At 72.3% G+C, this 26,900-nt stretch carries 24 protein-coding genes; 10 read left to right on the top strand and 14 right to left on the bottom strand.

Features of this window, described 5'->3' with window-relative positions:
- Positions 1-6: 6 nt before the first annotated feature.
- From ACIPJY_RS13285 to ACIPJY_RS13300, 4 genes are all read right to left on the bottom strand, one after another.
- Complete coding sequence (locus tag ACIPJY_RS13285; RefSeq protein WP_400461686.1) at positions 7-960, bottom strand: carbohydrate ABC transporter permease; 954 nt, start codon at positions 958-960, stop codon at positions 7-9.
- A 31-nt stretch (positions 961-991) separates the two neighbouring features.
- Positions 992-1,957, bottom strand: a complete 966-nt coding sequence (locus ACIPJY_RS13290) for a carbohydrate ABC transporter permease (protein ID WP_400461683.1) — start codon at positions 1,955-1,957, stop codon at positions 992-994.
- A gap of 173 nt (positions 1,958-2,130) precedes the next feature.
- Positions 2,131-4,335, bottom strand: a complete 2,205-nt coding sequence (locus tag ACIPJY_RS13295; protein ID WP_400461680.1) for an alpha-galactosidase — start codon at positions 4,333-4,335, stop codon at positions 2,131-2,133.
- 39 nt (positions 4,336-4,374) lie between these two features.
- On the bottom strand, positions 4,375-5,358 hold the full coding sequence (locus ACIPJY_RS13300) for a magnesium and cobalt transport protein CorA (protein ID WP_400461677.1): 984 nt from the start codon (positions 5,356-5,358) through the stop codon (positions 4,375-4,377).
- Between the two features lie 134 nt (positions 5,359-5,492).
- On the opposite strand from ACIPJY_RS13300, the gene ACIPJY_RS13305 reads away from it, so the two are divergent.
- Positions 5,493-6,296, top strand: coding sequence for a tryptophan-rich sensory protein (locus ACIPJY_RS13305; RefSeq protein ID WP_400461675.1), 804 nt, complete (start codon positions 5,493-5,495; stop codon positions 6,294-6,296).
- 268 nt (positions 6,297-6,564) lie between these two features.
- Here ACIPJY_RS13305 and ald read toward each other — a convergent pair whose 3' ends face one another.
- From ald to ACIPJY_RS13320, 3 genes are all read right to left on the bottom strand, one after another.
- The gene (gene ald, locus ACIPJY_RS13310; protein WP_400462334.1) at positions 6,565-7,665 is read right to left on the bottom strand and encodes an alanine dehydrogenase; all 1,101 of its coding nucleotides are present in this window, start codon (positions 7,663-7,665) and stop codon (positions 6,565-6,567) included.
- A 124-nt stretch (positions 7,666-7,789) separates the two neighbouring features.
- Complete coding sequence (locus ACIPJY_RS13315; RefSeq protein ID WP_400461672.1) at positions 7,790-8,812, bottom strand: helix-turn-helix domain-containing protein; 1,023 nt, start codon at positions 8,810-8,812, stop codon at positions 7,790-7,792.
- A 65-nt stretch (positions 8,813-8,877) separates the two neighbouring features.
- On the bottom strand, positions 8,878-9,840 hold the full coding sequence (locus tag ACIPJY_RS13320) for a sugar-binding transcriptional regulator (RefSeq protein WP_400461670.1): 963 nt from the start codon (positions 9,838-9,840) through the stop codon (positions 8,878-8,880).
- Positions 9,841-10,020: 180 nt separating this feature from the next.
- Between ACIPJY_RS13320 and ACIPJY_RS13325 the strand changes: the two genes are divergently transcribed.
- Positions 10,021-11,766 (top strand): FAD-dependent oxidoreductase, encoded by a 1,746-nt coding sequence (locus ACIPJY_RS13325; protein ID WP_400461668.1) that lies wholly within the window; start codon positions 10,021-10,023, stop codon positions 11,764-11,766.
- Between the two features lie 150 nt (positions 11,767-11,916).
- Here the strand turns inward: ACIPJY_RS13325 and ACIPJY_RS13330 are convergent, their stop codons facing one another.
- Positions 11,917-12,573: a histidine phosphatase family protein gene (locus ACIPJY_RS13330; RefSeq protein WP_400461666.1), complete on the bottom strand. Its 657-nt coding sequence runs from the start codon at positions 12,571-12,573 to the stop codon at positions 11,917-11,919.
- 148 nt (positions 12,574-12,721) lie between these two features.
- On the opposite strand from ACIPJY_RS13330, the gene ACIPJY_RS13335 reads away from it, so the two are divergent.
- Positions 12,722-13,249 carry a DinB family protein gene (locus tag ACIPJY_RS13335; protein WP_400461663.1) on the top strand — a complete coding sequence of 176 codons (528 nt, stop codon included), beginning with the start codon at positions 12,722-12,724 and terminating at the stop codon, positions 13,247-13,249.
- 27 nt (positions 13,250-13,276) lie between these two features.
- On the opposite strand, the gene ACIPJY_RS13340 is transcribed toward ACIPJY_RS13335, so the two are convergent.
- Positions 13,277-14,239, bottom strand: coding sequence for a sugar-binding transcriptional regulator (locus tag ACIPJY_RS13340; RefSeq protein ID WP_400461660.1), 963 nt, complete (start codon positions 14,237-14,239; stop codon positions 13,277-13,279).
- A gap of 76 nt (positions 14,240-14,315) precedes the next feature.
- On the opposite strand from ACIPJY_RS13340, the gene ACIPJY_RS13345 reads away from it, so the two are divergent.
- The 4 genes from ACIPJY_RS13345 (at position 14,316) to ACIPJY_RS13360 (ending at position 17,811) form a co-directional block, all read left to right on the top strand.
- Complete coding sequence (locus ACIPJY_RS13345) at positions 14,316-14,798, top strand: ribose-5-phosphate isomerase (protein WP_400461657.1); 483 nt, start codon at positions 14,316-14,318, stop codon at positions 14,796-14,798.
- A 106-nt stretch (positions 14,799-14,904) separates the two neighbouring features.
- Entirely contained in the window at positions 14,905-15,978 is a 1,074-nt protein-coding gene (locus tag ACIPJY_RS13350) for an outer membrane lipoprotein carrier protein LolA (RefSeq protein ID WP_400461654.1), read from the top strand.
- 56 nt (positions 15,979-16,034) lie between these two features.
- Complete coding sequence (locus ACIPJY_RS13355) at positions 16,035-16,985, top strand: ABC transporter ATP-binding protein (RefSeq protein ID WP_400462333.1); 951 nt, start codon at positions 16,035-16,037, stop codon at positions 16,983-16,985.
- On the top strand, positions 16,972-17,811 hold the full coding sequence (locus ACIPJY_RS13360; protein ID WP_400461651.1) for an ABC transporter permease: 840 nt from the start codon (positions 16,972-16,974) through the stop codon (positions 17,809-17,811). The genes ACIPJY_RS13355 and ACIPJY_RS13360 overlap by 14 nt, the downstream gene beginning before the upstream one ends.
- Before the next feature lie 52 nt (positions 17,812-17,863).
- Here the strand turns inward: ACIPJY_RS13360 and ACIPJY_RS13365 are convergent, their stop codons facing one another.
- The 5 genes from ACIPJY_RS13365 to ACIPJY_RS13385 all read right to left on the bottom strand — a co-directional run bounded on the left by ACIPJY_RS13365 (position 17,864) and on the right by ACIPJY_RS13385 (position 24,043).
- Entirely contained in the window at positions 17,864-18,898 is a 1,035-nt protein-coding gene (locus tag ACIPJY_RS13365; protein WP_400461648.1) for an NADP-dependent oxidoreductase, read from the bottom strand.
- 201 nt (positions 18,899-19,099) lie between these two features.
- Entirely contained in the window at positions 19,100-20,017 is a 918-nt protein-coding gene (locus tag ACIPJY_RS13370; protein ID WP_400461645.1) for a metallophosphoesterase, read from the bottom strand.
- A gap of 54 nt (positions 20,018-20,071) precedes the next feature.
- Complete coding sequence (locus ACIPJY_RS13375) at positions 20,072-20,482, bottom strand: hypothetical protein (protein ID WP_400461642.1); 411 nt, start codon at positions 20,480-20,482, stop codon at positions 20,072-20,074.
- 105 nt (positions 20,483-20,587) lie between these two features.
- Positions 20,588-23,116: a family 78 glycoside hydrolase catalytic domain gene (locus ACIPJY_RS13380; RefSeq protein ID WP_400461639.1), complete on the bottom strand. Its 2,529-nt coding sequence runs from the start codon at positions 23,114-23,116 to the stop codon at positions 20,588-20,590.
- Between the two features lie 69 nt (positions 23,117-23,185).
- Positions 23,186-24,043: a helix-turn-helix transcriptional regulator gene (locus ACIPJY_RS13385; RefSeq protein ID WP_400461636.1), complete on the bottom strand. Its 858-nt coding sequence runs from the start codon at positions 24,041-24,043 to the stop codon at positions 23,186-23,188.
- Positions 24,044-24,179: 136 nt separating this feature from the next.
- On the opposite strand from ACIPJY_RS13385, the gene ACIPJY_RS13390 reads away from it, so the two are divergent.
- Genes ACIPJY_RS13390 through ACIPJY_RS13400 form a run of 3 tightly spaced genes read left to right on the top strand, consistent with a single transcriptional unit; the run spans position 24,180 to position 26,874 of the window.
- Entirely contained in the window at positions 24,180-24,371 is a 192-nt protein-coding gene (locus ACIPJY_RS13390) for a ferredoxin (RefSeq protein WP_400461633.1), read from the top strand.
- Positions 24,368-25,564 carry an NAD(P)/FAD-dependent oxidoreductase gene (locus ACIPJY_RS13395; RefSeq protein WP_400461630.1) on the top strand — a complete coding sequence of 399 codons (1,197 nt, stop codon included), beginning with the start codon at positions 24,368-24,370 and terminating at the stop codon, positions 25,562-25,564. The genes ACIPJY_RS13390 and ACIPJY_RS13395 overlap by 4 nt, the downstream gene beginning before the upstream one ends.
- A gap of 17 nt (positions 25,565-25,581) precedes the next feature.
- The gene (locus ACIPJY_RS13400) at positions 25,582-26,874 is read left to right on the top strand and encodes a cytochrome P450 (RefSeq protein WP_400461627.1); all 1,293 of its coding nucleotides are present in this window, start codon (positions 25,582-25,584) and stop codon (positions 26,872-26,874) included.
- Positions 26,875-26,900: the final 26 nt, after the last annotated feature.

Genomic DNA, 26,900 nt, shown 5'->3' on the forward strand with positions numbered 1-26,900 from the left:
GCGTCCCTACTTGATGCCGGAGAAGCCGATGGAGTTGACGATGCGCTTGGCGAAGACGCCGAACAGCACGATCATCGGGAGCGCCGCGACGAGCGTGGCCGCCATCAACCCGGACCAGTCGGTACCGGACTGCGGGGCCTGCGACTTGAAGACGCCGAGCGCGACGGTGAGCACCCGGGAGCTGTCGGTGTACGACACCATCAGCGGCCAGAAGTAGTCGTTCCACGCGGTGATGTACGTCAGGACGGCGAGCGTCGCGATCGCTGCCGAGGCCATCGGCAGGATCAGCCGGAAGAACACCCGGACCTTGCCGGCGCCGTCGATGAGCGCCGCTTCCTCGACCTCCCTCGAGATGCCGAGGAAGAACTGCCGCAGGAAGAAGACCGCGAACGGCGTCATCAGCATCGAGGGCAGCGAGATCCCGAGCAGGGTGTCGACCAGGCCGAGCGACTTGATGAGCGCGAAGTTCGGCAGGAGCGTGAAGATCGTCGGGACCATGAGCCCGGCGAGGAACACGACGAACACCTTGTCGCGCCCCGGCCACCGCAGCCGGGCGAAGGCGTACGCGGCCCCGGCGGAGAAGAACACCTGCCCGACGGTGATCATCGTCGCGGTGATCACGGAGTTGAGCAGGTACTGCCAGAAGTTGATCGCCGCACCGGAGCCGCCCTGCGCGAGCGCCTCCTTCGTGGACTGCAGGCCGAAGACCCGCTCGAACCCGCCCAGGCTGAACCCGGTCGGCAGCAGCGAGGTGGGGTCGGCGGAGATCGCACCGTTCGACGACAGCGCCGTGCGGAGGATCCAGTAGAAGGGGAACAGGGTCACGACGATCACGGCGATCATCGCGATCCAGGCGAACACGCGGCCGACGGACGGCTTCGGGCGCGGTGGCTTCGCGCCGCGCGTGGTGACGGCGCGAGTGGTCGTGGGGTCGGCCACCGGGGGCAGTGTGCTGGTCATCTTCGAGTCGCTTTCGGGGTCCGTCGGCCGCTCAGTCCAGGTCACTCTCGCCGGAGCGCGAGAGTCGGTACTGGATGAACGTGATGACGCTGAGGACGATGAGGAGGGCCACCGAGACGGCGGACGCGTAGCCGAACTGGAACCGGCCGAAGGCCAGGTTGTAGATGTAGTTCTGCACGACGTTGGTGGCGTTGGCGGGTCCGCCCTGTGTCGTCACCGCGACGGTGTCGAACACCTGGAACGACCCGATGATCGTGATGATGAGCACGAGGGACAGGATCGGGCGGAGCAGCGGCACCGTGATGCGCCAGAACATCTTCCACTCGCTCGCTCCGTCGATGCGGCCGGCCTCGTAGACCTGCTCGGGGAGCGCCTGCAGCCCCGCGAAGATGAGGAGCGCCGTGTAGCCGACGTTCCGCCAGACGTTGATGAACGCGATCGTCGGGATGCCCCAGACGTCGCTCTGCAGGAACGGGATGCGTCCGACGCCGATGGCGGAGAGCACCTCGTTGCCGATGCCGAGCTGCGTGTCGAGGATCCACAGCCAGATGAGCGCGGCGACGACGTTCGACACCAGGTACGGCGCGAGGACGATCCCCCGCACGAACGTCGACTTCGTGAGCCGGTGCATCATCACGGCGATGAACAGCGCGAGCACCGTCTGGAACCCGATGTTCAGCAGCACGTACTCGACCGTCACCGCCATCGAGTGCCAGAAGATCGAGTCCTGCACCAGGCGCTCGTAGTTCTGCAGCCCGGTGAAGACCGGCGGCGTGAGCAGGTTGTAGGACGTGAAGCTGAGGTAGATGCCGCGGATCGTCGGCCACAGCAGGAACAGCGCGAAGCCGACCGCCGCCGGGGCGATGAAGACCAGCGCCAGCCAGAGGTCGTTCCGTGGGCGGCGCTTCCGTGGCGCGGCGGTCCTGGCCGCGGTGTCGGTGCCGGCGCTCGGTCGGCTTCGCCGGACCGGCACCGTCAAGGGTGTTTCGGTGGCCATCGTGACTCCTTCGTCAACGTGGTTGCCGTCCGGGTGGCAGCCCCGGACGGCTTTAGTGTCGCCACAAAAGAAAGCGGTGTCAAGAGGTCGCCAGATCGAGATGGTGACCAGCTGACGGACTGGAGGCCCGGGTCGGCGCCGACCCGGGCCTCCAGTCGGTCGGTGGGCCGGGATCAGCGCGCGGTGAGCCGGAACGGGACGACGCGCTCCGCGGAGGTGGCCGGGGCTTCGAGGCCAACCGTCATGAGGACGCGCCCGGTGAAGACGCGTTCGCCGGACCACCACTGCGGTGCCCGGACACCGTCGGCACCGCTGCCGATGAGCACCGGGTCGACGCGGTACCGGGTGTCCGGGTCCAGGTCGCGGAACGTGACCCGGCCGCGCAGGCTGACCTCCGGGGCGGCCAGGGAGGCCAGGAAGAACAGCGCCTCCCGGCGGTCCGGCGCGACCACGCCGTAGACGTTCAGCGTGTCGTCGGCCTGGTCGACGCGGACCAGGTCGCCGCCGTGCAGGAGCCAGCGGGTGTCCTTGTAGAGCACGATCCACTCCGCCAGGTCGCGCTCCTCGGCCGCGGTGGCCGTTGACAGGTCCCACTCGATGCCGAGGTGCCCGAACAGCGCCGTGCCCGCGCGGAACGACAGGTCGTGCCAGCGTCCCGTCGTGTGGTTGACACCGCTGGCGATGTGCGAGCCGAGGAGCTCCGCCGGCAGCAGCTGCATCGTCCAGCGGTTCATCTGCTGGCGCTCGAGCGGGTCGATGCAGTCCGAGACCCAGACGCGGTCGGTGTGCTCGATCACGCCGAGGTCCACGCGGGAGCCGCCCGACGAGCACGACTCGATCTCGAAGCCCGGGAAGCGGTCCTTGAGCGCCGCCATCAGCCGGTACGCCGCCAGGGTCTGCTCGTGCACGGCCGCCCCGCCGCCCGGGTGCCCCGCCTCGACCAGGTCGCGGTTGTGGTCCCACTTGACGTAGTCGATGCGGTACTCGTCGATGATCGCGGTCATCCGGTCGAGGACGTACTCGTACGCCTCCGGGATCGCCAGGTTGAGGACCTGCTGGTGCCGGGACCGGACCGGCAGGCGACCGTCCGCCTGCATGATCCACTCCGGGTGCGCCCGGGCCAGGTCGCTGTCCTCGTTGATCATCTCCGGCTCGAACCAGAGGCCGAACTGCATGCCGGCGTCGCGGACGTGGTCGACGAGCGGCCCCAGCCCGTCCGGCCAGACCCCCTCGTCGACGAACCAGTCGCCGAGGCCGGCGAAGTCGTCGCGACGGTGCCGGAACCAGCCGTCGTCGAGGACGAACCGCTCGACGCCGAGGCGGGCCGACCGGTCGGCGAGGTCCTGCAGGCGCGCCAGGTCGTGGTCGAAGTAGACGGCCTCCCAGACGTTGATCGTCATCGGGCGGGCGCTCCGCGGGTGCTGCGGTCGGCTGCGCAGGTGCCGGTGGAAGCGACGGGCCTGCTCGTCGAGGCCGTTCGCGTACGCGCCGTACAGCCACGGGCCCTCGTACGTCTCCCCCGTCCCCAGACGGACCTCGCCCGGCAGCAGGAGCTCGCCACCGCCGATGACCTGCTTGCCGTTGAACAGGCGCTCCGCGAAGTGCCGGTGGTTGCCGCTCCACGCGGTGTGCACGCCCCAGAGCTCCCCGTCGGCGAACCCGAAGCCGGGGACGCCGACGCTCAGGACCGTGGCGGCGTCGGCTCCGGTGCGCCCCTTCCGGCCCTCGCGCTCGTGGATGCCGACGACGAGCTCGCGGCGTTGCGGGGTGCGCTCCTTGCCCCAGCGGCCGGCGAAGTCCAGGATCTCGCGGGCCCGGGTCGGGATCGGGAGCGCGACGGTCAGGTCGTCGACGGTGTACGTGCCGGTGCCGGTGTTCGTGAGGGCGGCGCGGGTGCGGACGAGCCCGGAGGGCAGCAGCTCGATCTCCAGGCGGACGGCGAGGCGCGCGGTGTCGTCGGCCGCCTCGACGACGACGGTCGCGGGGCCGGCGTCGATGCGGGCGGGTGCGGCGCCGCCTGACGTCCCGGTCTCGTGGGGTTCGGTCTCGTGGGGCTCGGTCTCGTGGGCTTCTCCGACGACGTCGATGCTCGTCGTGGTGAACCTCGGCGACCAGTCCCGACCGTCACGGTGTCCGCTCACCCCGGGCTTGCCCGACCAGCCGGCGTGCGGTTCTGGCAGGATCGCGAGCCGGATCGGCTCGTCGACGGCGTTCGACACGATCGGTTCGAGGCCCGCGGTGACGATCGCCTGCAGGTCGTCGGTGGACAACGGCCCGAGGGCCGCACCCCAGTGCACCACCGACGGCAGGCGTCCCTCGGTGCAGTCGAGCACGAGGGAGACCCCGGCGGTGGACAGGTGGACGAGGGAGTGCGTCATCGGAGCTCCTGGTCGGCTTACTTTTGTCGCGTAAGTATGTCAGAACCAGCGCTTGACCTTGAAGACCACGAACAGCGCCGCCGCGAAGGCGATCATCGCGATCACCGCCAACGGGTACCCCCACGTCCAGGTGAGCTCCGGCATGTGCGTGAAGTTCATGCCGTAGATCGCCGCGATGAGGGTCGGTGCGAAGAGGATCGCCGCCCATCCGGAGATCTTCTTCGTGTCGTCGTTCTGCTTCTGCGCCGCGAGGGTCGCGTCGACCGTCAGCGCGTTCTGCAGCAGCTGCCGGAAGGTGTCGATGCGCTCGACCGTTCGGATCGCGTGGTCGAGGACGTCGCGGAAGCGCCGCTGCATCTCGACCGGCAGGTGGTACTTCTCGGCACCGCGGTGGATGTTCTCGATCATGTGGATGAGCGGCCGTGCAGCGCGCTGGAAGTCCACGACCTCGCCGAAGAGCTCGTAGATGCGGCGGGAGACACCCGCGACGCCGGCGAAGAGCTGGTCCTCGATCTGGTTGATGTCCTCTTCGAGCCCCTCGATCACCGGGATGTAGTCGTCGACGATCGAGTCCATCAGTGCCCAGAGCTGCGCCTGCGGACCGGCGGTCACGAGCCCCGGCTTGCCGCTCATCCGCTGGAGCGCCCGGGGGACGACGCTCCGGCCGCGCGGGTCCGCCTGCACGACGGCCAGGAAGAAGTCCTCCCCGACGAAGGCGTGTACCTCCCCGAACTCGACCTCCTCGCGCTGGTCGTTGTAGAGCGCCGGCTTGAGCACCGCGAACAGGGTGGAGCCGTAGCGTTCGAGCTTCGGGCGCTGGTGCCCCTCGGCGGAGTCCTCGACGGCGAGCTCGTGCAGGCCGAGGGCGACCGCGACGTCGCCGAGCTCCACGGCGTCGGGTTGGTAGAGGACGACGCAGGCGCTGGCGTCCTGGTCCTGCATCATCTGGAAGGTGTCGTCGAGCGTCGGACTCGCGATCGGTGCGATGCGGTCGATGTAGGCGGTGTTGAGCTCGACGGTCACGACCCCAACCTACGCAGGTCCGGGTGCGGCATGTCCCCCGCTCGCTGGACCCTCCCTGCACGCCTGCGCGGCCGGCCGTCTACCGTGCAGGTCATCAGCATGCTGACGAAGGCGTGTCGTCGAAGGGAGTGACCATGCGATGGTTCCGGAAGATCGTGATCGCGGCGAGTGCCGTCATCGCCGTGGTGGGCTCGTTCATCGGGTCCGGTGCCGCGGGTGGCACGCCCATCCAGGACGCCGCGGGCGGTGCACTGTCGGCGTCGTCCACGGCGATCGCTCCCGACGGGCCGGCGTTCGGCATCTGGAGCGTCATCTACGTCGGCCTGATCGCGTTCGCCGTGTGGCAGTTCCTGCCCCGCCGCGGTGACCAGGCCCGCCACGACCGACTCGCCGTCCCCGCGACGCTCTCCCTGCTGCTGAACGCCGCGTGGATCCTGTCCGTGCAGTTCGGCTTCCTCTGGCTGAGCGAGCCGATCATCGTCGCGCTGCTGGCCGTCCTCGCGTGGACGTTCGTGGTCCTGCGGCGCACGCGTCCTTCCGGCGTCGTCGAGGCGATCGTCACCGACGGCACGTTCGGGCTCTACCTCGGGTGGGTGTGCGTCGCGACGGCGGCGAACACGGCAGCGGTCCTGACGGCTGCTGGCTTCCGGGGCTTCGGGCTGTCGCAGGACGTCTGGGGTGTCGTCGTGGCCCTCGTCGCCGGGCTGGTCGGGGTGCTCCTCGCGGTCACCGGCCGTGGCCGCCTGGCGCCGGCCGTGTCGCTCGCGTGGGGGCTCGCGTGGGTCGCGGTCGCTCGGCTCGACGGCCCCCTGGTGTCGGTGCCGACGGCGGTCGCCGCGATCGTCGCCGCTGCGCTCGCCGTCGTGGTGACGCTGGTCGTGCGCTCGCGCGCGGGCTTCCGCGCGCCGGTCGCACGGGCGCCGCGCACGGTTCGCTAGCGGCGGCCGCTGCGAGCGTGCGGCATGCGGCGTGCGGCAGCCGGACTACGGCGGAAGCGACACCGCGCTTCCGAAAGCGCCGCGCATTCCTGTACCGGATGTCGCCCGATGCGCGTGCATCATCCGCGTGGTGGCGGAAGCGACACCACGGACACGATCGCGCGGCGCAATCGTGTACGCGCTGTCGCTTCCGCCAACCCCGCCCGGCCAGCCCCGCCCGGCGCGGCCCCGCCCGGCGCGGCCCAGCCCCGCCAGCCGCGCCCGGCCGTCAGCGCGCGGCGGCCGTCAGCCCGTGTGCGGCGGCCACGGCCTCGTTCGTCACGTGGCCGTCGTGCACGTTGAGCCCGCGGGCGAGCGCCGGGTCGGACTCCAGCGCCGCCTCCCAGCCCTGGTTCGCGATCGCCACGGCGTAGGGCAGCGTCGCGTTCGTGAGCGCGATCGTCGACGTGCGGGGAACGGCACCGGGCATGTTCGCCACGCAGTAGTAGACGGCGTCGTGCACCCGGAACGTCGGGTCGTCATGGGTGGTCGGCCGGGAGCCCTCGAAGCACCCACCCTGGTCGATCGCGATGTCGACGAGCACCGAACCCGGGCGCATGTCGGCCACCATGGCGTCGGTGACGAGCTTCGGCGCCGAGGCCCCGGGGATCAGCACGGACCCGATCACCAGGTCGGCGTCCTGCAGGGCCGAGGCGATCGCGTGCGACGAGGACCGGAGCGTCGTGATGCGTCCGTCGAAGCGGGCGTCCAGCGCACGCAGCCGCGGCAGGCTGATGTCGAACACCGTGACCTCGGCACCGAGCCCGAGCGCCATGGCCGCGGCGTGCTCGCCGGCGACACCGCCCCCGATCACCACGACCCGGCCCTTCGGCGTGCCGGGGACGCCGCCGAGCAGCAGCCCGCGACCACCGTTGGCCCGCATCAGGTGGTTCGCGCCGACCTGTGCCGACAGGCGGCCGGCGATCTCGGACATCGGCGACAGCAGCGGCAGGGAGCGGTCCGGCAGCTGGACGGTCTCGTAGGCGATCGCCGTCGCACCGGAGTCCATCAGCGCGGACGTCAGCGGGCGGTCCGCCGCCAGGTGCAGGTAGGTGAACAGGACCTGCCCGGGGCGGATGGCGGCGTACTCGGACGCGACCGGTTCCTTCACCTTCAGCACGAGCTCGGCACGGCTCCACACCTCGGCAGCCGACGGGACGATCGTCGCCCCGACAGCGGCGTACTCGGCGTCGGGCAACGAGGAGCCGTCACCGGCTCCCGCCTGCACGAGCACCTCGTGCCCGTGCATCGTCAGCTCGGCGACACCGGCGGGGGTGGCGGCGACGCGGAACTCGTTGTTCTTGATCTCGGTGGGGACGCCGATGAGCATGGCGGACTCCTTCGTGGGCTGCGAGCGGCGGGCGACCACCATCCAGCCACTCGTGCGTGTCCGACGTGTTACAGCCGAACATCCGGCTGGTCCACGCGCGAATCGTGCGAAGGAATTCGGTGGGTCAGCTCCGGGCGCGGAGTGATTCGCTCGGGAGCTCCCCGAAGCGGGACCGGTACGCGGCCGAGAACCGGCCGAGGTGCCCGAAGCCCCAGGCCCGGGCGATCTCCGCCACCGAGACCTCGTCTCGCTCGGCCCGACGGAGGTCCGCGTGGGCGCCGTCGAGCCGGACCTGCCGCAACAGGTCGCCGGGGGTCTGGTCGAGGTGCCTGCGCAGGGACTGCTGCAGGCCGCGCGGGCTGAGCCCGGCCGCCGCGGCGATCTCCGGGGTGCCGATCGGCTCGTTCGCATGGGCGTGCACGAACTCGAGCGCGCGGCGCAGTCGCTCGTGTTCGGGACCGGTGCCGGGCACCGAGGCACGCCAAACGGTCCGGGGTGCGAACGCCCGGAGCGCCGCCCTGCCGAACGCCTCGGCGATCTCGCGGCGTTCGACGTCCCCGAGGACGTGCTCCATGTCGAGCCACGTCGCCGAGGACGACCGGACGACGTGCTGCCAGGCGCGGAGCCCGTCACCGGACGCACGCTGCATCGGTTCGAAGGCGAAGTCGGCGTCCCCGGCGAGCGAGCTCAGGAAGGTCCGGTCGAGCTGCACCATGTTGAGCGAGATGTCCCGGTGGTGCAGGTCCCAGGTGTCGTCGATCGGCAGGACGACCGGGACGCCCGGCTGCAGGTCGACGGACTGGCCGCCGTACGTCAGGGTGCTGGTGCCGGAGCGCATCCAGACGACCATGAACTCGTCGTCCGCTCGGCTCTCACTGCGCAGGTCGACGTCGAAGCGGGCGGTCCGCAGGGACATCCGCTCGTCGCCGACCCCGGCGAAGCTCCACGCGCTGCGCGACGAGGTGCGCCGGACGGCCGGGGACCGGAGGTCGTAGCCGGCGGAGAAGAACGCCAGCGCCTGGTCGACGTCCGAGCCGGCCAGCCGCCTGGACCACCGCCGGTCGGGTCGTTCGTCGGCACGGAACGGGGACACGGGTGTGGTGCGCGCCAGTGAGACGGGCGAACGGGAGTCCGTGGGAAGCACCATGTCCGGGAAGGTACCCCGCACCACCGACATCCACCCACGATCCGCGTCCCCCGGACCGGACCCGGTCAGTTCTGCAGGATCGCCTGCCCGATGCTCTCGTCGAGGATCAGGTCCGTGATCAGCCCGGCCGCCAGCGCACCCTTGAGCGACGCCGCCTTGCCCCGCCCGGCCACCACGCAGATCCGGCGCGGCGCCCGCTTGATCGTGTCGAGGTCCGGTCCGCCGGCCCTCGCGTTCACCCCGATGTCGCGCCACGACCCGTCCGCGCGGTAGAACACCGTCGAGACGTCGCCGACGACCTCGGCCTTCGCGAGTTCCTCACGGTCGGCGGGGTCGAGGTACCCGCCGGAGTACACGTGCGACGGCACCGGGGCCTGCGGCGCACCGACACCGAACACGACGACGTCCATGCGCTCGTGCAGGTCCAGCACGCGCCGGATCGAGCGCTCCCGGAACAGGGCCGCCTTGGTCGACGGGTCGTCGAAGAACGCCGGAACCGGGAACTGCTGCACGAGCGCCCCGTACGCCTCCCCGAAGCGCCGCAGGATCTCGGACGCGTAGACGATGCCGGTGGTGCGGGTGTTCGCCGCGCCGTTCACCTGCACCACCGTCGAACCGTGCGTGGTCTTCGGCACGAGGTACCGGCTGACCGCGCTCACCGTCGAGCCCCAGGAGATCCCGATCACCATGTTCGACTCGATGTACTGCGTGAGGATCCGTGCGGCGGACAGCGCGACCCGTTCCAGCCGGTCGACGTCGCTCGTGTGGTCCGGCACCGGGACGACGTGCGCGTGCACCCCGAAGCGCGCCCGGATGTTCCGGCTCAGCGCGGCCGCCTGGTCCAGCGGGGAGCGGATCTGGATGTCGACGAGCCCGGTGTCCCTGGCGTGCTTGAGCAGGCGGGACACCGACGACCGGGACGTCCCGAGCTCGTCGGCGATGGCGTCCATCGTCAGGTCCTGCAGGTAGTAGAGGTGCGCGGCTCGGAGGGCCTGCTGCGTGCGCATCGGTTGGGCGGCATCGCTCATGGAGCAACCATGCACGGACGTGCACGGCCGTTGCAAGCCCGACCGCCCACGGCGAACGGCGATCGGACACCGCCACAGGTGTTCTGCACGTTCGTGCACGCGAGTTGCCCGACCTCTCACCGAGGAGCACCATCGATCTCGAACCCAGCGAACCGACCCCAGAAAGCGACGCGTACGCACATGTCGAAGACGACGCAGCCCCGACGCACGGTGACGAACCTCACCGAGCGCCCGAACGCACAGGTCCTCATCGTCGGTGGCGGCATCAACGGCATCGCCACCTTCCGCGACCTCGCCCTGCAGGGCGTCGACGTCGCGCTCGTCGAGCGTGGCGACTACGCCTCCGGCGCCTCAGCGGCGTCGAGCCACATGATCCACGGCGGCATCCGCTACCTCGAGAACGGCGAGTTCCGTCTGGTGCGCGAGAGCGTGCAGGAGCGCAACGGCCTGATCCGCATCGCCCCGCACTACGTCAAGCCGCTGCAGACGACGATGCCGATCTTCTCCACCTTCTCGGGCATCATGAACGCCCCGCTGCGCATGCTCACGCACAAGCAGCGCTCCACGAAGGAGCGCGGCGCGATGCTCATCAAGATCGGCATGACGATCTACGACTCCTTCTCGCGCGACGGCGGTTCGGTCCCGAAGCACGTCTTCCGCACCAAGAAGGCCGCGCTCGAGGACATGCCGGCCCTCAACAAGGACCTCAAGTACACCGGCACCTACTACGACGCCTCCGTCCACGAACCGGAGCGCCTGGCGCTCGACGTACTCAAGGACGGCCTGGCGGCGGGCACCGGCGCCGACGCCCAGAGCACCGCCCGTGCGACGAACTACGTCGAGGCAGCCGGCACCCGTGACGGCGGCGTCCTGCTCCGCGACCGCGAGACCGGCGACGAGTTCGTCTTCACGGCCGACGTCGTGATCAACGCCTCCGGCCCCTGGACCGACCTCACCAACGGCGCGTTCGGCGGCGAGACGAAGTTCATGGGCGGCACGAAGGGCTCCCACATCGTCGTGCACAACGACGAGCTGCTCGAGGCCACGAAGGGCCGCGAGCTGTTCTTCGAGAACAACGACGGCCGCATCGTGCTGATCTACCCGCTCAAGGGCCGGGTGCTCATCGGCACGACGGACATCGACGCCGACCCGTCGAAGCCGGTGACGACGACGGACGAGGAGATCGACTACTTCTTCGGCCTCGTGAAGCACGTCTTCCCGCAGATCGACGTGACGCGCGAGCACATCGTCTACAGCTACTCCGGCATCCGTCCGCTCCCCCGCCACGAGGACACCGCCCCCGGCTTCGTCTCCCGTGACTACCGGATCGTGGACACCCCGATCGCGGGCCTGCCGAAGAGCACCGTGCTGTCGCTCGTCGGCGGCAAGTGGACGACCTTCCGCGCCCTCGCCGCGCACCTGTCGACCGAGGCCACCACGAAGCTCAGCGTCGCCCGCAAGGTCGACACGACCGGCATGGCGATCGGCGGCGGCAAGGAGTTCCCGACCACGGACGCGCAGCGCGCGCTCTGGGTCAAGTCGCACCGCGACGGTCTCGACGCCGGACTGGTCGAGGGGCTGCTCGAGCGCTACGGCACCCGCGCGGCCGAGGTCGTGGACGTCCTGACGGACGGCCCGGTCGAGCCGCTCGAGTCCGACCCCGCCCTCACCCGCGCCGAGGTCGCGTACTTCGCACAGCACGAGCACGCCGTGCACCTGGTGGACGTGGTACTCCGCCGGACGAACCTCGCGTTCGTCGGCGGCGTCACCATCGACCTGCTCGACGAGCTCGCGGACGTGCTCGCCGGCGTCCTCGGCTGGACGCCGGAGGAGCGCGCGGACGAGGTCCAGCGCACCCTCGACGTGCTGCGCGAGTCGCACGGCGTGATCGTGCCCCTGACCGCGACGGCGGCCCACGCGTCGTAGCGCGTCCTCCGACCGACCTCGCAGGCTCGGTCGGCGCTGGCGCCGCGCGCCGCTGGCGCGTCGCAACACGCGGAGCGCGCGCGGACGGGAGGCCCGGTGCCAGCTGGCACCGGGCCTCCCGTCCGTCTGCGGTCCCGCCCACGCGCGTGGCTAGAACCGCTCGCCGGTCGGGTCCTGCGCGGTCCGGTCGACGAGGTCGTCGCCGCCCATCGGCTCACCCTCCCAGTCGACGAGGCGCCAGCCGTCGGCACTGGATCCCTCGAGCTCCACGACACCGGTGTTCTCCAGGTGCCGGCTCGCGCCGAGGTCGTTGGGCGTGTTCTGCGCGGTCACGGCCGACCAGATCCGGATCGCCGCGCCGTGACTGAACGCGGCGGCCACCGAGGCGCCCGTGTCCTCGATCTGCCGGATCGCGTCGTCGTAGCGGTCGAAGAAGTCCTCGCCGGTCTCCGCGCCGGGCATCCGCGCCTCGCGCTCCCCCGACGCCCACGCGTAGCACGCGGCGAGGTACCGCTGCACGGAGGTCGCGTCGCGCGCTCCCTGCAGGTCGCCGGCCTCGATCTCGCGGAGCCCGGGGAGCACCACGGGGTCGATCCCGAGTGATGCGGCCAGGGGTGCCGCCGTGACGTGCGTCCGGATCATGCTCGACACGAAGAGCTTCTCGATGCCACGGTCGGCCAGGGCCTCCGGCAACGCAGCCGCCTGCTGCTGCCCGAGCTCCGTCAGCCCGGGCCCGGGGACCTCGGCGTCGAGGACGCCGTTCACGTTCGCGGGGGTCTGGCCGTGTCGGATGAGCAGCAGTCGCATGCTGCCACCCTACGGAACGCGCGTCCGTGCCCAGTTGGTCGGTGGCAGTTCGACACGGCACGAGTCGACCGACCCCTACCGTGTCGCAAGAGTTCTGTGAGCCCGACCGGAGCACTCCTGGGCCGCAGGGAGGTCATACCATCGCGTCATGGCGATCGAACCGGACACGAAGAACTGGACCTGGGTCATCGAGGCGGCGTGCCCGGAGTGCGGCTACGACGGCAGCACGGTGACGATCCGCGACGTGCCGGGCATCATCGATGCGAACACGTCCGGCTGGCCGGGGGAACTCGCTCGCGACGACGTCCGGGAACGACCGGACGACCACACCTGGTCGCCGCTCGAGTACGGCGCCCACGTCCGCGACGTGCACCGGAAGATGGCCGAGCGCCTGGAGCTCATGCTCGCCGAGGACGGCCCGACGTTCCCGAACTGGGACCAGGACGTGACCGCGGCCGAGGAACGCTACGGCGAGCAGGACCCGGCGACGGTCGCGCGGGAGCTCGGCGAGGCGGCACACCGGGCCGCACGGGCGTTCGACGACGTCCGCGACGACCAGCTCGAGCGCACCGGGTTCCGTTCGGACGGCAGCGCGTTCACGGTCGCGACGCTCGCCACCTACTACGCGCACGACCCGGTGCACCACCTCTGGGACGTGCGGCGCGGTCGCGTGTAGGCGGGCCGGCGATCGGCGGCGGCCGGTTCAGGCGAGCGCGTCCAGCAGGGCGCGCCCCGTCGCGGCGTCCGTCACCAGCTCGTTGACCAGGCCGCCGCGGACCGCCCCGACGATGCTCGGGACCTTCGACTCCCCCACCGCCAGACCGACCACGTGCGGGACGGCGGACAGGACCTCGCGCGAGGTCCGCACCATCCGGTCGCTGCCGGCGAACTCGATCGCGCGGCCGTCGGCGTCGTAGAAGTTCAGGCAGACGTCGCCGGCGGCGCGGTCGAGCGCTTCGTCCTCGACCGGGATGCCACGGGTCATCGCGTCCCGTGTCGGGATCGGCGCCCCGATGCCGAGGATCGCGCCCTTCGCCCGACCCCAGAGCCCGATCACGTGCTGGAACGCCGGGTCCTCGTCGAGCGTCGCGCGCATCGCCCCCGACGGCAGGGCCTGCGCGAACAGGAACGCCGGGATCGCTCCGGAGCGCTCGGCGGCCGTCCGGGTGATCTCGTTCGTCTGGAACCACGGCATCGGGTCCGCCTGCCCACCCACCGTCGGCACGAGCTGCACGCCGTGGAGCTGCGGCATCCCGGAGCGCGCGACGTCGTACACCGTGCGGCCGGAGGACATCAGGACCGCGTCGCCGGGTTGGAGCGCCATGCCCTCGACGGCCGCGGCGACCGGCGCGGCGAGGTCGGCCCCGAGCGTCGCGGCGTGCGTGACCGCGGCGAGGTGCACCGCCCGGAGGCCGAGCACGACCTGCAGCCGTTCGGCGAGCGCCACCGTCTCGTCCTGGAACGGGTCGACGACCTCGATCCGGACCAGTCCGGCGCGTCGGGCCTCGGACACCAGGCGCGACACCGTCGGGCGGGAGACACCGAGCCGGGAGGCGATCTCGACCTGCGTGGCGTCCTCGAGGTAGTACATCCGCGCCGCCTGGTAGACGGTGTCGAGCGGGAAACGGCTGCGGGCGCCGTCCGGGGTGGGGGTCTCGGCCGACATGGGGCGATCGTAGCGCGCCGCCCGGTGCAGAAATTGTGTGCTGGACAAATGTCCCGGCCCCGCGCAGACTGGGCGCATGACGTACCGATTGGTGATCGGCTCGGATGATGCCGGGTTCGACTACAAGGAGATCATCAAGCGCGACCTGCTCGCCGACGACCGCGTCTCGGGGGTCGTGGACGTCGGTGTCGACGCCGACGGGCACACCGCCTACCCGCACGTGGCCGTGGACGCCGCTCGACTCGTCGCCGCAGGCGAGGCAGACCGGGCGATCCTGATCTGCGGGACCGGACTCGGTGTCGCGATCAGCGCGAACAAGGTCCCCGGCATCCGGGCCGTCACCGCGCACGACTCGTACAGCGTCGAGCGGTCGGTGCTCTCGAACGACGCGCAGGTGCTCTGCATGGGACAGCGCGTGATCGGGGTGGAGCTGGCCCGACGCCTCGCGAAGGAGTGGCTCGGGTACGAGTTCGACACGTCGTCGGCGTCGGCGGAGAAGGTCGCCGCGATCTGCTCCTACGACGGCAGCGCCCCGGCCGGGGTGGACGCGTCGGCGTAGCCCGAGCGGTCCGGGCGTCGGTGCACAGCGGCCTCGGTGCACAGCGGACTGTCGGTTGCCCGACCTAGTGTGCTGATCACCCGCACGCCGTACCGAGGGGAACCCGATGAAGAAGTCCGCATGGCTGCCCGCCGTCATCGCACCGGTGGTCGTCGCCGGGGCCATCGCCGCGCCGGCACTCGCCAACGCCGCGAGCACGCCGATCGCCGGGGCGGACCCCACCGCGGCGGATGTGATCGCCAGCGTCGCGAAGTCCTCGGACGCCCAGTACTCGGGCAAGCTCTCGCAGACCAGTGACCTCGGGCTGCCCGAGCTCCCGACGGGGTCCGGCGGTTCCTCCCTGGAGGGCGACGCGTCCGACGCGCTCAGCCTCCTCACCGCGTCGCACACCGCCCGCGTGTACGTCGACGGGGCGACGAAGCAGCGCGTGCAGGTCACCGAACAGCTCGCCGAACAGGACCTGGTCCGCAACGGCAGCGACGTCTGGACATGGGACTCGAAGGCGCGCGAGGCCACGCACGTGACCCTGCCGAAGGGCACGGCCGAGTCCCTGCAGCGCGGGACGACGACCCCCGCGGACATCGCGGAGCAGGCGATCGCCGCGATCCGCCCGAGCACCACGGTCTCGAAGCCGATGACGACGAAGGTCGCCGGGCAGAGCGCCTGGCAGATCACCCTGACGCCGAAGTCGTCCGGCACGCTGGTGGGCAGTGTCCAGCTCGCGGTCGACAAGCAGAGCGGGCTGCCGCTCCGCGCCACGATCGCGGCGAAGGGGCAGTCCGACCCGGCGTTCCAGGTGCGGTTCACCAGCCTGTCCTACGGCGCCCCCGCCTCCCGGCTGTTCGACTTCACGCCGCCGTCCGGCGCGACGGTGACGACGAAGGACCTCTCGGACGCCGCCGACCACGCCGGTCAGGCGAAGGGCCAGCACGCGGGCGGCCACGACGGCGCTCCGACGCTGACCGGCTCCGGCTGGTCCACGATCGCCGAACTGCCCGCAGGCACCGCCGACCAGAGCGGCCTCGGTGACGACGCATCGGCGCTGCTCGACCAGCTGACGAAGTCCGTCGACGGCGGCCGCGCGATCCAGACCTCGCTCGTGTCCGTGTACCTGACGGACGACGGCCGTGTCATCGCGGGCGCCGTGCCGGTGTCCAGCCTGGTCGCCGCCGCGAAGTGAGCCCGACCGAACCGGCAGCCGACCCGACCGGGGCGGCCGACCCGACCAGCGCGGCCATCCCGGTGACCGCGAGCGACCTCGCGATCCGCACCAACGGCCTCCAGAAGGTCTTCCGCAAGCAGCGCGCGGTCGACGGCATCGACCTCGCCGTCCCGAGGGGTGCGGTCTTCGGCTTCCTCGGGCCGAACGGATCCGGGAAGACGACGACCATCCGGATGCTGCTCGGGCTGTCGTCGGCGACGGGAGGCACCATCGAGGTGCTCGGCGAGTCCATGCCGTCGGCGCTGCACAGCGTGCTGCCGCGGGTCGGGGCCCTGGTCGAGGGCCCGGCGTTCTACCCGTACCTCTCCGGGCGGGCGAACCTCAGTCGGTTCGACGCCGCCGATCCGACGTCGGACCCCCGCAGCCGGAAGGACCGTGTCGCGTCCGCGCTCGACCGCGTCGGGCTGTCGCACGCGGCGGACAAGAAGGCCCACGCGTACTCGCTCGGCATGAAGCAGCGGTTGGGGCTCGCGAACGCGCTGCTCTCGCCGCGCGACCTGCTGGTCCTCGACGAGCCGACGAACGGCCTCGACCCCCAGGGCACGCGCGAGGTCCGCAACCTCATCCGGTCCCTGGCGGACGACGGCACGACGGTCTTCGTGTCGAGCCACCTGCTCGCCGAGATCGAGCAGGTCTGCACGCACGCCGGGGTGATGCGCACGGGGAAGCTCGTCGCGCAGGGCACCCTCGACGACCTCCGCTCGGCCGGCGCACGCACCGTGACGGTCCGCACGCCGGACCTCGGACAGGCCGGGTCGGTGCTGATGCGGCTCGGACTCACCCCGCGGCACGACGGCGGCGCCGACGCCCTCGAGGCCGACCTGCCCGCCGAGCTCCTCCCGGAGACCATCGTGACCGAACTCGTCCGCGCCGATGTCCGGGTCCGTGGGCTCGCCGTCGGTGGCGGCACGCTCGAGGACCTCTTCGTCGCGCTCACCGGGGAGGGCTTCGATGTCGCAGCCTGAGCGCACGGTGCGCTCCCGGCCGTTCGCGCTGCTCGGTTCCGAACTCGCTCTCGTGTTCCGCCGTCGCCGCACGTGGGCGATGCTCGGGGCACTCGCCCTGGTGCCGATCCTCATCGCGGTCGCCGTCCGGCTGACCACGGGCGACGACTCCGGCGGCCCGGCGTTCCTCGGCGACATCACGAACAACGGCCTGTTCGTGTCGTTCACCGCGCTGACGGTGTCGATCCCGCTGTTCCTGCCGCTCACGGTCGGGGTCGTCGCCGGTGACACGGTCGCCGGCGAGGCCAGCCACGGGACGATCCGGTACCTGCTCGTCGCACCGACCGGGCGCCTGCGGTTCATCCTCGTGAAGTACGCCGGCGCCGTCGCGTTCTGCCTCGCCGCGACGCTGCTGATCGTGCTGGTCGGCGCGGCGATCGGTGCCGTGCTGTTCCCGATCGGACCGGTGACGCTGCTCTCCGGCACCCAGGTCGGTGGGTGGTCGTACGCCGGACGCGCACTGCTGCTCGCGCTCTACGTCACGCTGTCGATGCTCGGGCTGTCCGCGATCGGGCTGTTCGCGTCGTCGCTGACGAACGTCCCGGTCGGGGCCATGGCCGCGACGGTCGTGCTGGCGGGCGCCTCCCAGGTGCTCGACCAGCTGCCGCAACTGGACTGGCTGCACCCGTTCCTGTTCTCGCACCAGTGGCTCGGGTTCGGGGACCTGCTCCGCGACCCGATCGCGTTCGACTCGTTCGGCAGCAACGCGCTGCTGCAGCTCGGCTACGTCGCGGTGTTCGGCACCCTGGCGTACGGCCGGTTCGCGACGAAGGACGTCCTGAGCTAGACGGCAACGGGGCGGCCGCCGTGGCGCAGGGCGCCGGGGCTCCGCGGTCCCGCTACTGCGCTTCCGGCCGCGCCGGCGTCCCGCTCGGCACCGGGTCCCGCAGGTCCCGCGACTTCTCGGACTTGTACCAGTGCAGGCGCGAGCCGGTCTCCACCGGCTGCATCCCGACCACGACCTTCCCCCGGGAGTGCATCTCCGCCAGGTCCTCGTAGGCGTCGACGATGTACTCGAACGGGTAGTACCCCGAGATGATGAACTGCACTTTGTGCCGCTGCACCAGGTCCCCGAGCGTGGTGAGCATCTCGGCCGCCTCCTGGTCGTCCCCCGGCGCCCGCAGGAACCGGATCTCCAGGTCGCGCCGGTCCTCGCTCGACACGAACCGCTGTTCCGGGACGCCGAGGGAGGCGGCCAGAGCGGCGTTCTCCCCGTCGTCGCGGTTGTCGATGAAGGCGGTGATCGGCCGGCCCTCGGCGATCTCCCGGATCCGGTCCTCTTCCCCGTCGCCGTAGGCCACCGGGAGCGTGCCGATCTGCCGCAGGGCGTCGTGGTTGCGCGGGCTCCCGAGGCCGATCACGGTGGCGCCGGCCTCGTGGGCGAGCTGGCACTCGATGTGCCCGACCCCGCCGGCGGCAGCGCTGACCACGACGGTGTCGTCCGGGCCGAGCTTCAGCGAGCGCACCACGGACAGCGCCGTGCACCCGGCGAGGTACAGGCTGCCCGCGACCTCGAACGTCATGGTGGACGGCTTCTTCACGACCGCGCCTCGCGGGACGGTCACCCACGTCGCGTGCGCGCCGCCGTGGGGTGCGTGCCCCATCACCTCGTCGCCGACGTGCAGGTCCCGGACCTCGGCGCCACGGGCCCGGACCACACCGGCGAAGTCGACACCCTGGTGCGCGGGGAACTCGAGGTCGATGTGGTCCTGCAGCCGCCCCTCGCGGAGGAACCGCTCGATGTGGTTCAGGCCGGCGACCGAGACCTCGACGACGACCTCGCCCGGACCGGGCTTCGGCTGTTCCTGGGTGACGAGCTCGACGACGTCGAATCCGCCGTAGCGGTCGTACTGCACTGCACTGCCGGTTCGCATGGCGCACTCCTTCGGACGTTGTTGCACCGGCCTACTCGCGCTGCCGCGGAACTGCCTGCGCGTCCGGGGTACCGGCAGCTGCGCTGCATCGGTCCGGAGGCTCGGCGCGCGTCCGCCTCGCGCCCCGCGAAGCTGCGCTGCATCGGTCCGGAGGCTCGGTGCGCGTCCGCCTCGCGCCCTGCGGCGATCGGAGGGCCGGCTTCAGTGCACGCCGGCCGCGGCGATGATCGCCGCGACCGCGTCGGGGTCGTGGTGCACGGCCACCGTGTCCGATCCGGGGACGGGGACGCGGACGGGTGTCGACCAGAGCGAGCCGTCCTCGGCGACGTCGACGACGAGCGCGCCCGTGCCGACGTAGGCCGTCTCGGCGCCGTGGGGCCCGATCACGTCGGTGTCGTTCGCGACGCCGGGCGCGACCAGGACGGGCACCCCGCCGATGCTCCCCGCGAAGTGGTGGTGGTAGTGCCCGGCCAGGACGACCCGCACGTCGGTGTCCCGGAGCACGTCGGCCAGGGCGCCCGGGTCCTGCAGCCGGAGCGCCTCGTGCAGTGCGGTCGGCGCGGGCAGGGGCGGGTGGTGCAGCACGACGATCGACCCGTACGGCGCGCCCGCGTCCTCGGCGAGCGCCGTCCGGAGGCGGTCCAGCGTCTCCCCGCTCAGCGCGCCGTATCCGGCGCCGGGCACGCTCGTGTCGACGGTGACGACGCGGCGCCCGGCGACGAGCGACTGTCCCCAGACCGGGACCGTCGGCGGGTGGTACTCCATCGTGTGCATCAGGGGGCGGCCGCCCTCGCCGAGGACGTGCCCGTTCGCCAGGACCTGGCGGAACCCCTCGCGCTGGTCGTGGTTGCCCGGCACCGTGACGAGTGCCGCCCCGTGCCGGGTCGCCCAGCCCCCGACGCGCTCGAGGAAGACCGCGTAGGACTCCGCGGAACCGTCCTCGGAGACGTCCCCGGAGACGACGACGAGGCCGACTCCCTCGACCTCGTCGAGCCGTCCGAGCAGGGTGTCGAGCGCCGCCGTGGTGTCGACGGTGCCCTGGTGCAGGGCGCCGTCGCCGGTGAGGTGGGTGTCGGACAGGTGCAGGACGCGGAGCGTGCCGGGAGCGGGGGTCTGCATGGCGACCACGCTAGCCACGGCCGCCAGCAGCCGCCTGGACAGGACCCGGCAGCGTCAGCCGGCGAGCGTGGCGAGGACGGCCGGGCGTTCGCGGGTGTCGCCCTGGTCGATCCAGGAGAGCACCTGTGCCGTGACCTGGTCCGTCGACGGGTCCGTGTCGGTCGCGAACGCGATCGCCGAGCTCCACTGCTCCCCGGCAGCCACGTGCTTCGAGACGGTCTGCGCATCGACCAGGTCGTGGTCGTCGGCGTCGCCGTGCCAGGCGGTCGCGTCGACGACGACGTCGCGGGGCTCGTCGCACCGCAGGTCGAACACGACGACCCCGTGGACGTGGTCCGCCTCCGCCGAGGTGACGGTGCAGCCGGGCGCGTCCGGGTCGGCGTGCGCCGGGGTCGCGCCGAGCAGCACGGCTCCGGCGAGGACGGTCACCGCTGCGACGGTGCGGGTCTTCGTCATGGTGGACATCAACGGCCTCCTGGTGTCCTGCGTGCAACATCTCGCATACTGGCCGATGCGCCGTGAGCGCGCAACCCCCGCCGGGATCGTCCCGCGGACCTCAGGCCGACGCGCTCAGACCGTGTGCACCCCGGCACCGAACTCCGTCGAGGACCCCTCGGGCAACCGGACCGCCGCCGTCGTCCCCGGCGGCACGTCGACCGTCACGGAGACCGCAGCACCGTCCGCCGACCACCGCACCCCGGCACTGCCGTACGGCGTCCGCACCGTGCAGGACGCCGCCCGCACGGGCCCGCACACCGCCGGCGCGACGAGGAACCGCCGCCACCCGGGCTCCAGGGGCCGCAGCCCGGCGACGTACCCGGTGAGCCAGTCGTCCGCCGTGCCCAGGAAGTAGTGCCCGTGCGACCGCGCCGCGAGGTCCCAGTGCTCGAACGTCGACGTCGCGCCGGCCGCCCGCCACGCACCCCACGACGGCACCGTCGTCTGCCGGGCGACCGCGAGTGCGACGTCCGCGTACCCGGCGTCCGTGAGCACCGGCAGGAGCCACTTCGTCCCGATCGCCCCGGTGTCGAGGTGGTCGCCGCGCGCCCGGACGTCCGCGGCGAGCGACGCGGCGATCGAGGCCCGGTCGGCGGGCGAGCGCACCACGTCGAACGCGAGCGCGAGCACCTGGTGCGACTGCCGGAAGCCCTCGTCCCGCGGGCCGCGCACCACGCCGTCGACGAGGAACGCGTCCACGAAGGCGCGGCGGACATCGTCGGCCGCGGCGACCGCCCACGCGCCGTCCCGCCCGAGCACGTCGTCGATCCGGGCGACCGTGTCGAGGATCCGCACCAGGAACGCGGTCGCCGGGACGCGGGAGTCCTCGGGCGGGTTGCCGCCACCGGGGTCCGTGCCCGGGGCGACCCAGTCGCCGAGGATGGTGTCCGCGATGCCGCCGGGCGAGCGGGCGAGCTCGAAGTGCGCGTACTCCTCGATGGTCTCGACGTGCCGCTCGAGCACGGTCGGGTCGCCGGTGTGCCGGTAAAGGTCCCACGGCACCGTCACGAGTGCCGCGTGCCACACGGGCGCCCGCTCGTCGACACCGAAGACGCCGGCGTTCGGGGCGATCAGCGCCGGCGGGTGCCCGGGAGCGGTGGTCTCCGCGAGGTCGCCGACCCACTTCGTCAGGACGGCGGCGGCGTCGAGGTTCGTCAGGAACATGTCGGCCCCGACGGCCGCGTCCCCGGTCCACCCGTTCTTCTCGTACTTCGGGGTGTCCGTCGGGTACCCGTGCAGGTTGTTCTCCATCGTCCGCACGGTGGCGTCGTGGATCCACTGCAGCAGGTCGTCGTCGACCGTGAAGGTGCTCGTGACGGCGGCGTCGGTCCGGACCACGCAGGCCACGACGTCCGACGGCGCCGGACCAGCGGCACCGGGCCAGCCGGACACCTGGACGTACCGGAAGCCCTTGTAGGAGAACCGCGGCTCCCAGGTCACCGCGTCCTGGTCGAGCGTCACCTCGTCGGTCTGGAACCCGTCCGCGAAGTAGTGCTTCTCGTCGTCCGCGTTCGGCAGCCCGTCGGCGCGGAGGCGTTCCCCGTACCGGATCCGCACCGTGGTGCCGGCAGCGCCGCCGGGCAACCGGAGGCGCACCCACCCGGCGACCACCCGGGGGAACGCGACCACCCACTCCCCCGGCGCGGCCTCGGCGACGGCGTCCGGCCGGAGCTCCTCGACGACCCGGATCGGCTGCTCGAGCCGTGCTTCGAGCCGGCCCGCGGGGCCGGGGACGACGACGGCGGGGCGCGCGGGTCCGGCGGACGGCCGGCCGGGTCGACGGCGGAGGTCGTGGACCTCTCCTCCGTACAGGTCGTCCAGGAGGATCGTCCCGCGTCGCGCGGTCCAGTCCGGCCCGGTGGGCACCACCTCCACCGCCCCGTCCGCGCGTTCCAGTCGCAGCACTGCCCGGACGCGCGGCTCGGCGTGCCACGGCGCACGCTCCCAGGACCACACGTTCGCGTTGGTCATGCCGTGGAAGCCGCGGCCGAGTTCGAGACCCAGGTCATGTCGGGCACCGTCGGCGAAGGCGGCCGTCAGGTCGTGCAGGACGACCTGGACCCGACGGTCCCAGTGCGTGGTGCTCGGCGAGAGGACCTCGTCCGTGGCGAGGTGCCCGTCCACGCGGACGTCGACGTGCCCGCCGGCGGCGACGGCGAGGAGCGCACGCGTCACCGGGGCCCCGGCGCCGATCGTCCGCTCGAGCACGGGAGCGGCGAGGCTGCCGTCCCGCGAACGGTTCCTGGCACCGTCCGTGGTTGGCGCGCCGTCGGTCGCGGCGACCCACTCGGCGCCGTGCCAGGCGTGCTCGTCGGTGGGGGCGGGGGTGAACCCACCGCGCGCGGTGGTGGGCGGACCGCCGGACTCGATCCGGGCCTCCCATGTGTGTCGCCGCCACGGTGCGAACCGGACGCCGCTCGGCGATCGCAGCCACGGTTCCGACGTCGCGACCGGGCCGGAGTCCCAGACGACGACGTCGCCGTCCCGGACCACGACCCGCGCTGCGGCCTGCGGTCCGGTCGGCGTCCAGGCGAACCGGACCCCCGCTCCAGCGGTGCCGACCGCGTCGATCCGTCCGTCCGTGGTGCCCAGGGGCTCCATCGCTCCTCCATGCCGCGGTGCACCGGCGCACCGACCGCCTGAAACGATTCACGGTGTGGGCGTCCGGTGTCAAGGGCGGATCTGCCCGCGTCCGTACCGGCTCGGCGCCTCCCCGAAGGTGGCGCGGAAGACCCGCGAGAAGTAGAGCTGGTCGGAGAAGCCGACGGCCCGGGCGACCTCGCCGACACGGAGTCCGCTCGTGCGGAGGAGCTCGGCGGCCTCGCGCATCCGTGCGCCGCGGACCCAGCCGGACACCGACGTGCCGAGGTGCGCCGTGAACAGACGACCCGCCGTCGACACGCTGCACCCACCCGCGGCGGCGACGTCCGCGACGCGGAACGGCACGTCGAGGTGTGCCACGACGAACGCGGTCATGCGTTCGAGTGCGGCCGGGCCGCCGTCGCCCCGGGGTGCCGGGTTCGTCGACTCGGCGCGTGCCGACTCCGCGCGGAACAGCTCGCCGAGCGCGCGGAACGTCGACTCGTCCCACGGCCCCTCAACGAACCGCTCGACCGTGTACCGACCGAGCGAGGCGACCCGACGCGCCCGCGCCGAGGACGCACCGGAGACCTCGGGGCGACCGCTGTCGCCGTCGCGCGCCGTGGACGCGTACAGCGGGTCGCCGGGCTGGTGGGCGACCGCCGGCACCACCGGCACCCCGCGTGCGTGCCGCGGCACGACGTGGACGGTGCCGAGACGGAAGGGCGACCGCGCATCGGCACGGTACTCGACGTCGTGGTCCCACGGCAGCCGCAGGACCGAGCCCGCGGCGAGCGTGGACCACACCCCGTGCGAGCGCACCCGTCCGGTGCCGCCGAGCACCCAGAGCCAGCACTCGCTCAGCACGCGCTCGTGCCGGATCCGCTCCCCCGCGCGGAAGCGGTACCAGTTCGCCGCGACCACCACGGGCCCGACGCCCTCGTCCATGCCGCGAGGCTACATCGCGCCCTTGCTGACCGGAACGTCCATGTTCTGCGTCGCCAGCCCATGTGCCGCGCTCCCGTGCCCACCTAGCGTCGGTGGCACCGGTCGACACCAGGCCGACGGAGCCACGGGAGGCACCATGCGGATCATCGCGGACACCAGTGCGTGCGTCGGGGCGGGGCAGTGCGCCCTCGTCGCCGGCGAGCTCTTCGACCAGGACGACGACGGCATCGTCGAGCTCCTCGTCGAGCGGCCGGAGGGGGCGGAGCAGCCCGCGGCCCGGCGCGCGGCGGCCCTCTGCCCGGCGCGCGCGATCACGATCGAGGAGTGAGCGTGCACGTCGTCGTGGTCGGCGCCTCGGTCGCGGGGGTCACCTGCGCCGAGGGGCTCCGTGCCGCAGGGCACACCGGGCCGATCACCCTCCTCGGCGCCGAACCGCACGCCCCCTACGCCCGACCGCCCCTGTCGAAGCAGGTACTCGACGGCTCGTGGGAGCCCTCGCGGGCGACGCTCCGGACGGCCGCCGCGCTGCACGACCTCGACGTGACGCTCCGGACCGGGGTCACGGCGACGGCACTCGATCCCCTGGCACACCGCGTTGCCGTCGAGGACGACGTGCGCGGGCACGAGGTGCTGTCGTACGACGTGCTCGTCATCGCGACCGGGGTCGAGGCCGTGCGACCGTCGTTCCCCGGTGCCGCGGGCGTCCGGCAGCTCCGGACGCTCGACGACGCCCTCGCGCTCCGGGCGGCCTGGTCCACGGCCCGCCACGTGACGGTCGTCGGGACGGGTGTCCTCGGGTCGGAGATCGCGTCCGCCGCGCGACGGGACGACCACCGGGTCGTGTTCGTCGGGCGGAGCGGGCGCCTGTCGGCCGGGACCGTCGGGACGCTGCTGTCCGATCGGCTGCTCGCCCTGCACCGGGACCACGGCGTGGACGTCCGCCCGGCAGCCGGTGTGCGCGGCGTCGCGGGGCACGGCGTCGCGGGGCGCGGCTCCGTCGTCTCGCTCGGGGACGGGGGGTCCATCGTCACCGACCTCGTCGTCGCGGCGACCGGCGGCCGGCCACGGACCTCGTGGCTCGCCGGGTCCGGGCTCGACGTGTCCGACGGTGTGCGGTGCGACGAGCAGGGCCGTGCCGCGCCGGACGTGTACGCGGTCGGGGACGTCGCCCGCTGGCGGGACCCGCGTTCCGGCCGGGCAGTCCGCGTCGAGCACCAGACGAACGCCGTCGAACAGGCGCTCTCGGTCGCGGCGACGATCGCCGGCAGTGCTCCGACGCCGGCGCCGACCCCGTTCTTCTGGTCCGAGGTGCACGGCGTCCGGATCCAGGCCGCTGGCACCTTCGACCCCGCGTCCTCGTTGTCGCGCTGGTCGGGATCGCCCGACCCGCACACCGATGCCGACGTGCTCGTCCAGCGCGACGACACCGGCGCGATCACCGGCATCGTGGGCTGGGGCGCCCCACGGGCGTTCCGGAGCGCCCGCACCGAACTCGTCCGATCCATGCCGGTCCAGGCATGAACCCCCAGGAGGCCACCGTGTCCGGATGTCCGTTCCACCAGCTCCCAGCCGACAGCACCCCACTGACCCCGTCCCCGCGCTTCGCCGAGTGGCGCGAGTCCGGCCCCGCCGCACCGCTCGAGTACCAGGACGGGCACGTCGGCCTGGTCGTCACGCGGTACGACGCCGCGCGGGCCGTGCTCGGCGACCCGCGGTTCAGCCAGATGCCGCACCGGATGCCACGAGGACCGGCGACCGACCCCGCCGAGCGTGCCGCGCCCGACCACGACCCGGACCCGGCATCGGCACTCGCGCCGCGACCCGCACCGGCACTCGCACCACCGCCTGCACCGCCGCTCGACGCCGCCGCGCGGCGCTCCATCGACGCCGCGAACCTCCTGGCCCTCGACGGCGACGTCCACCAGCGGATGCGCCGCGGGGTGACCGGCCGCTTCTCGGTGAAGCAGGTGCGCGGCCGCGAACCCGAGGTGCGCGCGTCGGTCGACCGCCAGCTGGCACACCTGCGGGACACCGGCGGCCCGGTCGACCTCTTCGCCGAGTACGCCCAGCCCATCGCAGCGCGGACGCACTGCAGCGTGATCGGCGTGCCCGAAGACCTGGTCCCCGAGTTCTCCCGGCACTTCGTCCTGGGCACCACGACGCAGGAGCGGTTCGACCACATCCGCCTGGTCGTCGACCGTCGCGCCGCGGACCCGGGCGAGGACGTCATCACCGACCTGCTCGCCTCGGAGTTCTCCCGCGAGGAGGTCGAGGGCCTGGTGTTCCAGCTGATGAGCGCCGGGCACGACTCGGTCGCGTACCTGATCGCGACGGCGACGGTCGCGCTCCTGACCCACCCCGACCAGCTCGAGCGACTCCGAGCGGACCCGGCATGGGTCGCCCCGGCCGTCGAGGAGTTCATGCGCACCGGCGCGATGTTCCTGACGCTGTTCCCGCGGACCGCGACCGAGGACCTGGAGATCGAGGGTGTGCGGGTCCGCGCGGGGCAGACCGTGTCGGTGTCCCCGGTCGGCGCGAACCGCGACCCTCGGCACTTCGAGGACCCGGAGCGCTTCGACGTGGACCGGGACGCGTTCGGCCACCTCGGCTTCGGGCACGGTCCGCACGGCTGCATCGGCCAGCAGCTCGCACGGCTCGAGATCCGCCTGGCGATCACCCGGCTGCTGACCGACCTGCCCGGGCTCCGCCTGGTCGACGCCGAACAGCTGCGGCCGCTGCCCTTCGCGAACCCGGTGGCCACCTACGAGGCCGGTGCCGTGATCGTCGACTGGGACCGCGCGGACACCACTTCATCCATCATTCTGAATTAAGGCTGGCGTGCGTGACCTCGGTTGCG

The sequence above is a fragment of the Curtobacterium sp. NPDC090223 genome, from assembly GCF_044746585.1.
Lineage (GTDB): Bacteria > Actinomycetota > Actinomycetes > Actinomycetales > Microbacteriaceae > Curtobacterium.